We start from the raw sequence: 14646 nt of genomic DNA, 5'->3' as shown, positions 1-14646 counted from the left end.
TGCAAGGGTCATGGCGAAAGGCCCCGTCTTCGACGTGGCGTGAAACAGCGGAGACAAGCCATGCGCGAAGACGGAAATGCGGATCTGTTCGGTGCCTCTCCTGGGCCGAAGCCTTCGCCCGCCTCCGTCTCCCCGCGTAGCTCGGCGCATTCCGCGCCGGCTTCGAGTGAGTCGTTCAGACAAACCCAGCCCCTGGCAGACAGGCTTCGCCCCAGATCCCTGTCCGAGGTGGTGGGACAGGATCATCTGCTCGGGACGGGCGGGATGTTGAGCCAGATGTTGCAACGCAACACGCTGCCAAGCCTCATCCTCTGGGGCGGGCCGGGGTGCGGCAAGACCACGATCGCTCGCCTGCTTGCGCGCGAGGCGAAGCTGCGTTTCGAGCAGATCTCTGCCGTGTTTTCCGGCGTTGCGGATCTGAAGAAAGCCTTCGAGAGCGCGACGCGGTTCCAGCAGGAGACCGGGCGCGGCACGCTGCTCTTCGTCGATGAGATCCATCGCTTCAATCGCGCACAACAGGATGGGTTCCTGCCCTATGTCGAGCGCGGAACCGTCATTCTGATCGGGGCCACGACGGAAAATCCTTCCTTCGCGCTGAACGGCGCTCTGTTGTCACGCTGCCAGGTTCTGGTGCTCAACCGTCTTGATGATGAGGGGCTCGACAGGCTTTTGCAGAGGGCCGAAGCAGATTCCGGTCATCCCCTTCCCCTCACGATCGAGGCGCGGGCCGCGCTCCGGGCCATGGCCGATGGAGACGGGCGCTATCTGCTCAATCTGGTGGAGCAGATTCAGGCTCTTCCTCATGAGACGCAGCTCGACACGGCTGGGTTGGCCTCGGTCGTCGCACGCCGGGCGGCGCTTTACGACAAGGACCGCGAAGAGCATTACAATCTGATCTCGGCTCTGCACAAATCCTTGCGTGGATCCGATCCCGATGCCGGGCTTTACTGGTTTGCCCGTATGCTCGAAGGGGGCGAGGACCCGCGTTACATCGCGCGTCGTCTGACCCGTTTCGCGGCTGAGGATGTGGGCATGGCCGATCCCTCTGCCCTTCCACTCGCGATCGCCGCCTGGGAAACCTATGAGCGACTTGGGAGCCCCGAGGGTGAACTGGCTTTGGCGCAGCTTGTCGTTCATCTGGCGACGGCGCCGAAATCGAACGCTGTTTATCGGGCTTATAACCAGGCGCGTAAACTTGCTCGGGAAACAGGTAGCCTCGGACCGCCCCATCACATACGCAATGCGCCCACCCGCCTCATGAAGGATATCGGCTACGGCAAGGGCTACGAATATGACCACGACACGGCAGACGGGTTCTCGGGTCAGAATTACTTCCCGGATGAAATGGACCGCGTCGCCCTTTATCAGCCCACAGACCGGGGCAGGGAAAGCGAGATCAGAAAAAATCTGGACAGGCAGGCCGCAATACGGGCAAGCCGTCGCCCATGAGTGTAACGACCCGTATTGTCAGTGAAGATGAGGCCGATATGCGCCTCGACCGCTGGTTTCGCCGCCATTATCCCGACCTCACCCAAGGGGCGCTGCAAAAGCTGTGCCGTACGGGGCAGGTGCGCCTCGATGGCAAGCGCGTGACCGGGGCGAGCCGTCTGGCTCCCGGGCAGAGCCTGCGTATTCCGCCTCTGCCCGCGCCCATGACCGCCCAACCCGATCGCCCTGCGCCGCTGGACCCGCAGCTGGCCCGCGAGATCGAGCGTATGGTGGTCTATCGCGACGATCATGTGATCGTACTCGACAAGCCCTCGGGCCTGCCCACGCAGGGTGGCCCGGGCATTACCAAGCATATCGACATGATGCTGGACGGTTTGCGTGGCGATTTATCCGACCGGCCGCGCCTCGTGCACCGTATCGACCGCGATACGTCCGGGCTTCTGCTTCTGGCGCGTACCCCCGGCGTTGCGGCCAAGCTGGCGGCCGCGTTCCGCGGGCGCGATGTCGAAAAGACCTATTGGGCCATTGTTGTCGGGCGTCCCATGCCGGGAACCGGCGTCATCGATCAGCCTCTGGCCAAACTCGGTGCCGGTAATGGCGCGCTCATGATCGCCGCCACACGTGACGATGAAGACGCCGTGGTGGCAAAGACCGATTATGAAGTGGTTGATGCTGCGGGCAAGCGCCTGTCCTGGCTGGCGCTGAAGCCGCTGACCGGGCGCACGCATCAGCTGCGCGTTCATTGCGAGACGCTTGGCACACCAATTCTGGGCGACCCTAAATATGGCGGCAAGGCCGCGCATATGGAGGGGTTCATCGATCGTCTGCATCTTCACGCGCGTGCGCTCGACTTCCCTCATCCGGCGGGTGGCCGGCTGCGCGTGGCGGCGCCACTGCCGCCTCATATGCGCGACACGTTCAAGGATCTCGGTTTCACGGCGGGTGATACGCCCAAACCTGAGCGTATCGGGGGCAAGGGAGGCAGGAAATGAAGCGACTGACTGCGGCGCTGATCGTCATTCTGGTGCTGGCGACAGGTCTGGCTGTTTCGGCCCATATCCTAGTCGACCGCTCCAACCTGAAGCAGGACGTTATCACCGCGGTCAAACGTCAGACTGGCCGTGATCTGACGATGGCGCGCTTTTCGGTCGGGATTCTTCCCTGGCCGAGCATCAGCGCGCATCAGGTCACACTTTCCGATCTGCCCACGGCACAGGGTGGAGGCGCGTCGCAGCCTATGATCGAGGCCCGCGATATTCGGGCTTCTGTCGCGCTCATGCCGCTTCTGTGGCGGGAGATCCGTCTCGAAAACCTTACTATGCTCCGTGGTGCGGTCAGGCTTCATCGGAACGAGGCCGGGCTGGCCAATTGGGATTTCGAGCCTGAGCCTGCTCCCGCCTCTGCCGGTTCCGCCGGGACGTCTCATCCGTCCGCCCATTGGGGGGTAAAGCTTGGTTCGGCGCGCCTCGATCAGATGGCGTTTTCGCTGGATGACCGATATGCCCATCATGGAGGGGCGATTCTGGTCGATCATGCCGAGTTCGATGGTCTGGCGTCATCAGCGCCGTATCTCGATCTCCATGGGCGTCGTGGTGATACGCCTTTCCGGATCAATGGCCATGTCGGGCCGCTTACCCTTCTTCAGGGTGCCAACCCGCCTTGGGCGCTGAGCCTGGGGGCGACGCTGGGCAAGGATGGCAAGCAGCAGGATTGGCTCAATTTCGACGGACAGATCACTGATACGCGCCATTTGCGGGGTTTTTCCGGTATTTTGCGCGGCGAGATGGCGTCTCTCAAGGATGCTGAATCCCTGTTTCCGAACGCGAATCTGCCCGATTTGCAGGGAATAGGCGGCGAGATCGGCCTCTATGACGCTGATCCGCAAAAGCCGGACGCCGGGAAAGCGGATTCCGGACCCGCATTTTCCCTGTCCCGTCTGGGGGTCAACCATCTTCATATCCATCTCGGCGCTGCGCCCCCATGGCAGGGTGTTTCAGTGTCCGCACTCCACGCTGACGCCGATACCTTGTCTTCGGCTCTGACTGTCAGCGCGACCTTGCAGGGCGCAGCCTCGGGGCTGGCCCTTCAAGGAAGTTTCGGAACGCTGGCCCAGGCAGGTACTGCGTGGCAGACGGGACTACAGACCCCGCTCACGGTCTCTGCAGATCTGCGAGACTCGACGGCGCTCGCCGCTTCGAGCGGTTTGAAGGCCCATGTGACTGGGCAAGTTGGCGCGCCAGAGACCCAGCTTGCACTTCAGGGAGAGGCACGCAGTCTGACGATTCATCAGGCCACGCTACACGACCTGTCCCTAAAGGGTGGGCTGACCCGCGACCGGGAGGGAACGCTCAAAATCGACGCTCTCGCTTTCCAGAGCCATGAGATGACTGGTGAGCTCACCCTGGCCGCTTCCGCACCGCTGTTGACGGCCCTTCAGGGATCGCTGCATTTTGCGCATCTGGATCTCGACTCGCTGGGCGCACTCTGGAAGCCAGCAGAAGTCACGTCGAACAAGACCGCGACCGGTGCTGGAACCGACAGTGCATCCCCCGGCCGACCCTCGGCTACACAATCCTCTACTGCCGCACCTGCACAATCGACGGTCCTGCCCCTGCCGATACTGGGCGCGGGGCAGGGGACCTCTGGTGCTGCGGCACAGGTCTCGGGGCCTTCAGAGAGTGGCAAGCTTCCAGGACTGTCTGGACTCGATTGGCGCGCTCTCCTTCACGGCGGCAGCGGCAATCTGGCGATCAGCGCGGAGACACTGCGTTTCAATCAGGCCGATTATACCGGGATTTCTGCAACCCTCCTGCTCGGGGAGGGGCATCTTACGATTCAGTCAATCCACGGGAGCGGGAATGGCATGACCCTCTCCGGTGAGGCGCGCTATGATATGGCTGTTACGCCCGCGCGGCTCAGCTTGACACTCTCTCCGCTGCTTTTCCCGGCAACGCTGGCGCAGAACCTGCTCGGCCTGCCCGATCTGTTTCGCGGACCGCTGATGCTCGTCGGTCAGTTGCAGGCCGAGGGGGAAACAAAGGCGGCACTCATGACCAGCCTGGACGGGCATCTCGGGCTCTCCATGGTCGGAGGTTCCATTGCGGCCAGTCATCTCGGGCCATATCTCGGCGATGCGGCGCGCTCCCTCATGACGCATGGAGATCTTGGTGTGCGCTGCCTCGGTCTTCACGCCGCTTTTGCCTCTGGTCGGGCGCAGCTCGACACGATCGGGATGGAGGCAGGCGCGTTGAGCCTCTCTGGTCAGGGGAGCTATGGCCTCGCTGACGGCACGCTCGATCTTCATCTCCTGCCACGCATCGGGTTCGGTGGCACCGGAGCCTCGACGCCTGTGGTCGTGACGGGCACGCTCGATTCCCCCAAGGCCCATCAGGAGGCCAATGCCGGTGGGCGTTTTGAGATCACCATAGGGGGCAGCCAGCCTGATCACTGCCCGGATCTGCTCACCAAGGCGCGTGAGAATGTCGCAGGAGAACCCGCAGCCGAGCCCAAGAAGCACTCCCAGGCTTCCGAATTGCTGCATGGATTGGGGATCCTCCATTGAGCCAGTCCATCAGACGTTTTTGGAAAGAGGTCAGCGTCGTGCCCGTCGATGTTCCTCAGGGGTATGAGGTCTGCCTCGATGGGCGCAGTTTTCGCCTTCCAGGCGGGAACAGGTTGATACTCGGGACGCTGGCGCTCGCCGAGGCTGTTGCCGAGGAGTGGCGCAGCATCCCCCCCGGATCGGCCTTCCAGACAACCTCCTTGCCATTGACGCAGATGGCGGGCACCCAGATCGAGCGCGTAGCACCTGACCGCGCGCAGATCATCGGACAGCTCATGGCGTATGGAGAGAGCGATCTGCTTTGTTACAGAGCTACCGGCAGTCTGGGACGCGAGCAGGATGCGCTGTTTGATCCGGTGCTGCAGCGTTTCGCCGCACGTCACGGGATCATGCCGGAGGTCACCCGTAGTCTGCTACCGCTCACAGTGGCGCCGGAATTGCAGGAAGTCTGCCGCAGGGCTCTGGAGCGTTTTGACGACTCAGCCCTTACCTGCGCGGCCATAGGGGCGCCCGCCACCGGGAGCCTGATTTTGGCGATTGGCTTGGCAGAAGGATGGATGCAAGCCAAGGAGGCCAACGATATGGCGAGCGTGGAAGAGCGCCACCAGATGGCTCAATGGGGTGAGGATGATGCGCTTTTGCAGGAGATCGAGCGTACGGGTATCGACATCGACCATGCCTTACATTTTCTTGCGCTATCGCAAGAAAAGGCGCCAAATGGGGCATGATTTCGCCATGATTGCCGCCTAGATCCAGTCTGGCAAGGTCATCACATTCGGTGACCATTGGTTACTGGAAAATGGATCGAATTCGATCTAGTACTGAGTCGGTAATCAGATCAACTGGCGTAAGGATCAGGCATGTCCTCTCGTATTCAGAACGTTCTGGATGAGAATATCGTTGCTGAAATTCTCACTCGTCGCACTCCCTTCAAGGTCCGTTCTGCGCATTTCGTTGCGAAATGTGTACAGAATGTCTGGCTGGTCCTCGCAGCCACGCCGGTGATTGTCGTGATCTGCGCGATTAAAGGCTGAACAAGCCAGTCATTGCCTCCGAACATGTGAGCGTATCGCTCCAAGTGCGAGGGGGGGCAAACTACTTTTCTGGAAACACGCGCTATAAATCGCGTTGCCCAATAAAAAACCCGGCTTTTGGCCGGGCTTTTTTTAGTGGGTCGTGAGCCGGGCTCAGGGCACCAGAACGGTTGCCACGGCTGTTGCCGCGATGCCTTCCTCGCGCCCCGTAAAGCCAAGGCGCTCAGAGGTGGTTGCCTTGACCGAAATACGGTCCACGTCGACCTGGAGCAGCGAGGCAAGGCGTTCACGCATGGCCTGCGCGTGTGGTCCGATCTTGGGGCGCTCACAGATGAGGGTCACGTCGGCGTTGATCAGCATGCCTCCGCGCTGACGGATGCGCTCACCCGCATGGATGAGGAAGCGCGCCGAATCCATGTCCTTCCACTCATTGTCTGTCGGGGGGAAGTGGCGACCGATATCCCCCTCGGCCAAAGCGCCATAGATCGCATCGCAAAGCGTGTGAATGCCTACATCCGCATCGGAGTGACCTGCGAGGCCACGGTCATGGGGAATGGTGATGCCGCACAGGATTAGCGGACGTCCGGCTTCGAAAGCATGCACATCATAGCCCAGGCCGGTGCGCGGGAGTGGGGTCGAGCCGAGCAGACGTTCCAGGCGCACGAGATCCTCCGGTAGGGTGAGTTTGATGTTGTCTTCTGCGCCTTGGACGAGTGCCACGGGGTGGCCAGCGGCTTCCAGCAGCGCCGCATCGTCCGTAACCGGGCCCTTATGGGTGCGATGCAGATCGAGAAGGAGCGGGAAATGGAACCCTTGCGGCGTTTGTGCGCGCCACAGGGAGTCCCGACAGACTGTGGTATCGACCAGACCGTCGCGTCCACGCTTGAGTGTGTCCGCTACCGCCACAGCCGGGATGGCGCCTGGCGTGGTATCAAGAGCCTCGAGTACATTGCGTATGACGTCAGCAGGCACGTAGGGGCGTGCACCATCATGGACCAGCACGAGATCAGGCGGCTCGGGCAGAGCAGCCAGAGCTTCGAGCCCGGCACGCACGCTGTCCTGACGCTCACGGCCGCCCGCTACGGGAGGAAGTGTCTCTATGCCGTCCAGCGCCTGCAACAGCATAGGGTCGTCGCCGACAGGTTGAATGAGGGTGACATGGTCACGCAGGGCTTCGGCCGCATGACGAATGACGGTTTTGCCACCGAGAAGCATGTACTGCTTCGGCAGGGCAGCGAGACCAGAGGCGGGCGCAGCGCTGGCATCAGCGAAGCGGCGACCGGAACCGGCGGCGAGGAGGATGGCAGCAATACGCATGATGCTCAGGGAATGCGGATTTGTCGGATGAACGTCAAGACAAGAAAAAAGGCCCTGCAGTTTCCCGCAGGGCCTTGTCTCCGTTTCCCGTCAGGGAAGGGGCGCCTCAGCGACCGATATCGCGAAGTCGCGTTCCGAGATTGAGCTTGCGCTCGAGGGATTCGAGCGTGACCCCGCGCGTCTCGGGTACGAAAGCCAGGGTCACCAGGATGAAGACCGCATTCAGCGCAGCGTAGAGCCAGAAGGTGTGTGACGCACCGAGGGTGCCAAGAAGCGTCAGGAAGGTCGCGCCCACCGCCATATTGGCAATCCAGTTGGTGAAGGTTGAGCAGGCAATGCCGAAATCACGTCCCTGGAGCGGCTGAACTTCGGCGCACAGGACCCAGATGAGCGGACCTGCCGAGAAGGCGAAGCCGGTTATGAAGAGCAGTAGCACCGCCACGGCAAGGTAATGCATCATGGTGCTGGAATCCTGCCCGAAGGACAGAAGAACCGCCAAAGCGCCCATGCCAACCGCCATAATGGCAAAGCCCGCGACAAGCATTGGGCGACGGCCCCAGCGATCGACAAAACCAATGGCGATGAATGTGGCCAGCATGTTGACGAGACCCACGATTGCGGTGCCCCACATCTGACCGTCCTGGCCAAACCCGGCGACTTCGAAAATACGCGGCGCGTAATACATCACGATATTGATGCCGGTGAGCTGCTGAACGATCTGCAGGCCGATACCCAGCATCACCGAGCGGCGGAAATTCGGATTCTCGAGGAATAGCGAAAAGCCGCGCTGCTTCTCTTTCAAGCTCGCCTGAATGTCACGAATCTCGCTCTCTGCTTCCTCGCGCGTGGCGCGCAGTGTCGACAGGGTTTCAAGGGCGTCATCATGACGTCCGCGCAGCATGAGCCAGCGCGGGCTGTCAGGAAGGAAGAGCGAACCGACAAGGAAGATTGCGCCTGGAACAGCGACGATCCCGAGCATCCAGCGCCAGGCCCCTGCATAAGCAAACAGGGCATCGGAAATGAAGGCCAGCAAGATCCCGATCGTGATCATCAACTGATACACTGAGATGAGGCTGCCACGATGCTGTTCGTCAGCGACTTCCGAAATATAGAGCGGTGCAACAAAGCTCGCGATGCCGATGGCGAGGCCGAGGATGGCGCGCGCCACGATCAGAAGGCTGACCGAATGGGCGAGAACGCAGCAAATGGCGCCGAGCATGAACAGGGCGGCGCTGAGCACCAGGGCTTTCTTGCGGCCGAGTCCGTAGGAAAGACGGCCAGCAACGAGCGCGCCGAGAGCGGCTCCGAACATCATGGAGGAGACGATCCATTCCTGGGCCGTATCGCTCGCCTGGAATTCCTTGGCAATGAACCCGAGCGCACCAGAAATCACGCCGATATCAAGGCCGAACATCAGGCCGGCAACGGCAGCGAGGATGGCTGCCAACATCATTTTTCCTACCAGCGGAAGCTTTGTCTGCGCTGGCGCGGAAGTGGAAACGTTACTCATAATGAGAAGACCCTAGTCGAGAATGTCTGGGCGAGGTTGCTTGTGAAGAACCGTCTGCGTCACACAAGAAATCCCAGAACGCGTGTTATCTTCGCGCATCTATCACGTTATTTCAAACCAAATTCGCGTTAGCTCATTATGTGGGTCATGCTGCGTCCGTCTTTCTGTTAGATCGGTCTGATTCGCCCAGGGAGGCTGTCGAAACCGGGATCGATTTGCCTCAGTAAACAGTTAATTTATCATAAAAAAACAACCTTTTGAATCAATATTGATCAGATGATGGGAGAACCGATACGGTCGTGGCTGTATGATTCTAAGTTAAATGTTAATTTTACGATAACAGAGAATAGAATATTTATTTATGTACTATAGAACATTTGTATAGATTATGACTCTACCACAATAACATTCGATAACGGCGCAAGACAGCGTCGTTTGATTGTTTCATTCATTAGGCAAGCACTCACGCTCGCAATATTGAATGGAACACCCCAATGACCATTTCCGCTTTTGCCGCTCGCGCTCTTTCCGCTTTTGTTCTCATCGGCGCGGTGAATGCCGCTGGCACGATCACACAGGCCTCAGCTGGCCCCGCGCATCAGGTTCGCGCCGCTCAGCCAACGATCTCGCTCACCGGCCCCCGCCCCGACAAGGGGCAGACCGTTGACCCCTGTGGCACTTATGGCAATTGCGTTGCCCACTTTGGCTGAACTTGCGTGTTTTTAACGACCAAACGGGGAAATCATCCTAGGATGTGCAAAGGCGGTTAGCGTCTTTGGCTCGGGGATCGTGCAATTATATTGGTGTTAACAAAAGTTGAAAAAAAAGGTGCCACCGCGGAGAGGGTAGTGGCCACCTTTTTCGATCTAAGACGCCTGTATGGCGCCGTGTTGGCACTCCCGCTCACGATTGGGCGTCTTATCGTCGTAATTCTGGGGGTTATAACGACCTCAGGGATTGGGCACGCAGACGATCTGTCTTTACAAATGCGGCGATTTTCGCAGGAAGATGGGATCGATAGCTCCTACATATTCCGCATGTCTCAGGATCGGCTCGGGTATCTTTACGTATCAACTCGTAGATCAACGTATTTTTATTCTGGCAAACGATTTTATCCAATAAGAGCACTCAATTTTGCCGGTGCCGCGAGTTTAGTCGCGATCGTGCGGCCTATGCCGGACGGGCGAGTGCTGGTGATACAGGGGCAGAATATCTACCTTTCGATCTCTGCCACAAGCGCCCGTATCTCGCCCAATGTGTTGGTATTTCAGCATTTGTTCGTAAAGGGGCTGCAACAGATCAGGAATATATTTGTCGATAATGAGGATATATTTGTTCTGGATAGTTCGGGGTTACATTCATGTGTTTTGAATCCGCGATACAATCTCGGCTGTAATCCCACGCCGCTTTTCGCCCACAGAAGAGAGAATGTCTATCAAAACGGTTACCGGACCTATGTCGCTTTGCACGGCGAGGCGAGTCTTAGGGATCTCTCGGGTCGGATTATCTTTCGCGCACCATTTGGAATGCAGCATCCTCAGCCGTCCCCCGGTCCATCCGATCAAGTGCCGTACTTCACTGATGGGAAGACGCTCATTTCACTTAATGATGTCGGACGGTTCAGCGCGACTCCTTTGAATTGGCCGATTGAGTTTCCCCTGGGTGGGGCCCGTGCCACCTTCGCAGAGGGCTGGGGTGATACAAAGATCTTTTTCGACGGCGACAGTCTACGTTCGTTCAATGGGGCTTTTTGGAGCTATCTCAACCACGACTTGAGCCGAGAGCAGGATATCCTATTCGCCTTTATCGACCGGAACCGGCAGGTTTGGACCGCGCAGGATCTTGTAGAACTCGACAAGCTTGTCGGCTGGGGGGATCTAGAAAATCTTGAGCCTCAGCACATACGCTATGTCTGGTCGGTCTTACCGTTCAGCGGATATCAATTGCTGTTCTCCGGCCAGGGCATGTATCCAGTCGATAAGCACGTTATCGGAAGTGCTCTGAGAGGCGGTAACTACTATTTCGCCTTAAAAGACTCAGGACATTCCTTCTGGGCCCCTGTCGATGATCAGCTCCTGCTGCATTGCGAGGTGGAGCGGACGTCCTCACACTGCGATCGGCAGATCGCGCTGGACCGTGTTGTTGCGTTGGCTCTCTCCCGTCGCTCTCATCTCTTATGGATTGCATCCGATGCCGGGATCTACTCGCTGGGAGAGGCAGTGGAGGCCCAGCCAAAGCCCATTCATGGACGTGACGGAAAGACTGTCTCGCAAATGGCGCGCACGCTTGCCTTGCGTGCTGACGATACGCCATGGGCCGTGATCGGTACCTCTCTCTATCGGCGCGACGCCGACGGGGCGTGGGTGTCGGTGCTGACCGAGTGGCCGAATGCAAAAGACTTCATTCCGATGGCCATGACCTTCAGCTCCAGGGATGATCTCTGGATTGGCGGCATTCGGGCCAAGAACGGGCTGATGCATCTGGTACTGGACGGAAACCGGATCAGCCGAATTGAGCAGATCGGCGCAGATCGCGTGGGTTCCGAGCTCATTTTCAGCCTGCTCTGGGATAAGCGGCACCGCCTGTGGGTCGGGACTGAAAACGGGCTCGCGGTTTATAACGGGCTCGAATGGATCAGGATGACCCGTGATGACGGGCTTCTTTCTTCCAATATCAATCAGCAGGGCCTCTCTGAGGATGAGGACGGCTCAATCTGGGTCGCAACGAGCCGAGGCGTTTCGCATCTATTGCACCCTGAACGCCTGTTCGAGCGACAGACGCTCGATCCTGTCTTCATACGCGTGGCGCTTGGCGACCATCTTCTTCCAGAGAAGGCGGTTCCGTTTAGCCGCGATCCGCTCATGGTCACTCTGGGTACGCTCAATACCGCCCTCGCGAATACAACCTATTTTCGTTACAGGCTGGAAGGTGTCGATCAGAACTGGATCACGACCACCACGGGCGAGATTCGCTATAACTTCGTGCCTCCGGGACATTCGCGCCTCGTTGTCCAGGCATTGAACGATAACCGCAATCTGATCTCCCCCCCGATTACACTCGAAATCCGTATGCAGCGGCCCTGGTGGACCACGTGGCCGCTGATCATGCTCTACACCATGAGTGTGGTAGCGCTGCCTTATGCTTTTACCCATCTGCGTTTTCGTTATCTCCTCAAGCGTCAGCATCGGCTTGAGGCTCTGGTCAATGAACGTACGATCGAGATGCGGGCGGCCCAGCATGCGCTCGAGCAGCAGGCGCGTCAGGATGGCCTCACGCGCCTCATGAACCGTCGTACGGCTGAGGCGAGCGTGTCGCGTCTTCTGGAGCGACTGTCTCGTCTCGATGTCAGGTCGAGCACACGTTTTGCGACCCTGGCACTGTTGGACGTTGATCATTTCAAATCGATCAACGACACTTTCGGTCACGTGATTGGTGACGAGATTCTCGCGGGTATCGGGGCGCGCCTACTGCGCGCGAAATATCAGGAGGAGATCATCGGTCGTTATGGCGGAGAGGAGTTCCTGATTGTCATACAGGGAGACTTCGTGGCTGCCAGAGCGCGTATCGCCACATTGCTGGGCACTCTGAGTGACGTCCCATTCGAAACCAAGATAGGCACCTTGAGCGTCGGGTGCAGCGCTGGCATCGCCAGAATGAGCCCTGAGGAAGCTTGGTCCGATGCACTCGAGCGCGCGGATCAGGCCCTTTACAAAGCCAAGATTGCAGGGCGCGGACGTATCGTCGTCAGTGAACGAGACCTAGACGATGAGGGCTATCCAGACTGAACGGTGGAATGACGACCTCGAAGCGCTCCGATGTCGCGGGTACGATCATGTGGTAAACACCGCGCATGAAGCCGCATGGTGTGGGAAGTGCCGCCCCTGAGGTGTATTCGAAGATCTCGCTGGCAACGAGAATGGGCTGCTCGCCGACCACGCCATCACCATGGATATGATCCGTCTTGCCGCGCCCATCCGTGATTTCCCACGACCGGCTCAGGAGCTGGACCGTCTCGTCTCCGCCATTCTCGATCCGGACATGATAAGCCCAGGCATAGCTGTGTTCTTCTGGCTGGGACTGGTCCTCCAGCCAGAAGCTGCGCACGGAAACGGTGATATCGCGTGTCGTGGCCTCGTAGCGCGGCGCGGTTTCGATGGCCTCGGCGAAGCTTGCATCCGGGTCAGCAACAAGGCGGGGTGGGGCGGGTTTCTGGGACGACATGCCCGCCTTGTAGGCTCAGGGTCGCGCTAAAGGCAATCAGCCATTCAGCGCAGCAAGGCTTCGTTTAAGATCAGCAATCAGATCTGCACTATCTTCAAGCCCGACCGAAAGGCGGATAGCGCCATCGGTGATCCCGAGGCGCGCGCGTTCCTCTGCGGCGACCTTGGAATGGGTGGTCGTTGCAGGATGGGTCGCCAGTGAGCGGGCATCGCCAAGATTGTTCGAAATGGCGATGAGCCTGAACGCATTCATGAAGCGGAAGGCCGCCTCTTTCCCGCCCTCGACCTCGAACGCCACCAGGGAACCCCCATTACTCATCTGCTTTTCAACAAGTGAGCGCTGCGGGTGCGAGGCGAGCCCTGGATAGGACACGCGCTTGATCCCCGGCTGATTTTCCAGGAAATGCGCGACGGCGCTTGCATTGGACGCCATGGCATTGACGCGGAGCGGCAAGGTCTCGAGCCCTTTGAGAAGTACCCAGGCATTGAACGGGGAAAGTGCATTGCCGGTATTGCGCGTGAAAGGTTGGAGTACCTCTTCGATCCACTGCTTGCGGCCGAGAACCGCCCCGCCCAGCACGCGTCCCTGGCCGTCAATATGCTTGGTGCAGGAGTAGAGCACGACGTCTGCGCCGAGTTCGAGCGGCTTCTGCCCCACTGGGGATGCGAAGACGTTATCGACCATCAAAAGCGCGCCGGCCTTGTGTGCCAGAGTGGCGATGCGCTCGATATCGAGCACGTCCAACATGGGGTTCGAGGGGCTCTCGATCAGGACCGCGCCGGCGGGAGTGGCGAGTGCCTCTTCCCAGCCTGCCCAGTCATCCCCATCGACCAGAACGGTTTCGATGCCATATCGCGGCAGGAGCGTCGTCACGATCCAGTAGCAGGAACCGAAAAGCGCCCGCGAGGCAACGACGCGATCGCCCTGCTTCAGATGTGACAGCAGCGCAGAGGAAACGGCACCCATCCCGCTTGCAGTGACGATGCAGGCTTCTGCCCCTTCGAGCAGGGCGAGGCGCGCCTGCAAGGCGTCGGTGGTCGGGTTGCCGAAGCGCGAATATTGATAATGGGTTACTTCACCGGTGAAGGTGGCAGCAGCCTGTTCGGCGCTTTCATAGACGAAGCCGGAAGTAAGAAAGATGGACTCGCTGGTTTCACCATGTTCCGTTCGGCTGACATCCTGGTGGAGCAGGCGGGTCGAGGGGCCGTAGCTGTGGTCTGTCATGGGGAAGACACTCCAAAATGCACCGGGAGATGAAGGTGCGATTCTGGCCGTGGAAAACCTGGGATGTGATGGATCCCGGGCCTCTTTAGCGCTGTTGTTTAGCCTCGCCGCAATCCGGCCTTTCAAATCGCGAGGGTCAATCGCTCGTCGGAGCGCTTGACGGCTGCGACTATGCGCAAAGCGATGATGCTTCGTCAACAGGGGGAGAGACATTGCAAGGCGTACGCGGCTGCGCTAGAAGGGGCGCCGTGCGGGTGTAGTTCAATGGTAGAACGGCAGCTTCCCAAGCTGCATACGAGGGTTCGATTCCCTTCACCCGCTCCAGCCTC

The 14646-nt window shown here is 59.3% G+C and carries 11 protein-coding genes, 1 tRNA gene and 1 riboswitch; of the genes, 8 read left to right on the top strand and 4 right to left on the bottom strand.

Annotated elements, in window-relative coordinates:
• Positions 1–60 precede the first annotated feature (60 nt).
• The 5 genes from WFJ47_RS01750 (at position 61) to WFJ47_RS01730 (ending at position 6045) form a co-directional block, all read left to right on the top strand.
• On the top strand, positions 61–1449 hold the full coding sequence (locus WFJ47_RS01750; protein WP_408868599.1) for a replication-associated recombination protein A: 1389 nt from the start codon (positions 61–63) through the stop codon (positions 1447–1449).
• On the top strand, positions 1446–2441 hold the full coding sequence (locus WFJ47_RS01745; RefSeq protein ID WP_336760470.1) for an RluA family pseudouridine synthase: 996 nt from the start codon (positions 1446–1448) through the stop codon (positions 2439–2441). The genes WFJ47_RS01750 and WFJ47_RS01745 overlap by 4 nt, the downstream gene beginning before the upstream one ends.
• Positions 2438–5011: an AsmA family protein gene (locus tag WFJ47_RS01740; protein ID WP_336760468.1), complete on the top strand. Its 2574-nt coding sequence runs from the start codon at positions 2438–2440 to the stop codon at positions 5009–5011. Before WFJ47_RS01745 ends, WFJ47_RS01740 begins: the two co-directional genes overlap by 4 nt.
• Positions 5008–5739 (top strand): ATP12 family chaperone protein, encoded by a 732-nt coding sequence (locus tag WFJ47_RS01735; protein WP_336760466.1) that lies wholly within the window; start codon positions 5008–5010, stop codon positions 5737–5739. Before WFJ47_RS01740 ends, WFJ47_RS01735 begins: the two co-directional genes overlap by 4 nt.
• A gap of 132 nt (positions 5740–5871) precedes the next feature.
• Positions 5872–6045 (top strand): hypothetical protein, encoded by a 174-nt coding sequence (locus WFJ47_RS01730; protein WP_336760465.1) that lies wholly within the window; start codon positions 5872–5874, stop codon positions 6043–6045.
• 153 nt (positions 6046–6198) lie between these two features.
• Here WFJ47_RS01730 and WFJ47_RS01725 read toward each other — a convergent pair whose 3' ends face one another.
• Together WFJ47_RS01725 and WFJ47_RS01720 are read right to left on the bottom strand one after the other, a co-directional pair.
• Positions 6199–7362: a bifunctional 2-C-methyl-D-erythritol 4-phosphate cytidylyltransferase/2-C-methyl-D-erythritol 2,4-cyclodiphosphate synthase gene (locus WFJ47_RS01725; RefSeq protein WP_336760464.1), complete on the bottom strand. Its 1164-nt coding sequence runs from the start codon at positions 7360–7362 to the stop codon at positions 6199–6201.
• Positions 7363–7468: 106 nt separating this feature from the next.
• Positions 7469–8872 (bottom strand): sugar porter family MFS transporter, encoded by a 1404-nt coding sequence (locus WFJ47_RS01720; RefSeq protein ID WP_336760462.1) that lies wholly within the window; start codon positions 8870–8872, stop codon positions 7469–7471.
• 494 nt (positions 8873–9366) lie between these two features.
• On the opposite strand from WFJ47_RS01720, the gene WFJ47_RS01715 reads away from it, so the two are divergent.
• Positions 9367–9582 carry a hypothetical protein gene (locus tag WFJ47_RS01715; protein ID WP_127102829.1) on the top strand — a complete coding sequence of 72 codons (216 nt, stop codon included), beginning with the start codon at positions 9367–9369 and terminating at the stop codon, positions 9580–9582.
• 1062 nt (positions 9583–10644) lie between these two features.
• Positions 10645–12657: a diguanylate cyclase gene (locus tag WFJ47_RS01710; protein WP_336760459.1), complete on the top strand. Its 2013-nt coding sequence runs from the start codon at positions 10645–10647 to the stop codon at positions 12655–12657.
• On the opposite strand, the gene apaG is transcribed toward WFJ47_RS01710, so the two are convergent.
• Together apaG and metZ are read right to left on the bottom strand one after the other, a co-directional pair.
• The gene (gene apaG, locus WFJ47_RS01705; protein ID WP_127102831.1) at positions 12617–13093 is read right to left on the bottom strand and encodes a Co2+/Mg2+ efflux protein ApaG; all 477 of its coding nucleotides are present in this window, start codon (positions 13091–13093) and stop codon (positions 12617–12619) included. The two genes, WFJ47_RS01710 and apaG, sit on opposite strands and share 41 nt — an antisense overlap.
• A gap of 36 nt (positions 13094–13129) precedes the next feature.
• Complete coding sequence (metZ, locus tag WFJ47_RS01700) at positions 13130–14317, bottom strand: O-succinylhomoserine sulfhydrylase (protein WP_336760456.1); 1188 nt, start codon at positions 14315–14317, stop codon at positions 13130–13132.
• A 64-nt stretch (positions 14318–14381) separates the two neighbouring features.
• Positions 14382–14461: riboswitch (SAM riboswitch) on the bottom strand.
• A gap of 106 nt (positions 14462–14567) precedes the next feature.
• Here metZ and WFJ47_RS01695 point away from each other — a divergent pair.
• Positions 14568–14641: transfer RNA gene (locus WFJ47_RS01695), tRNA-Gly, on the top strand.
• The last annotated feature ends 5 nt before the right edge of the window (positions 14642–14646 follow it).

This window comes from Asaia sp. VD9 (assembly GCF_037150015.1).
Lineage (GTDB): Bacteria > Pseudomonadota > Alphaproteobacteria > Acetobacterales > Acetobacteraceae > Asaia.
This window is presented reverse-complemented; position numbering and strand designations above follow the sequence as displayed.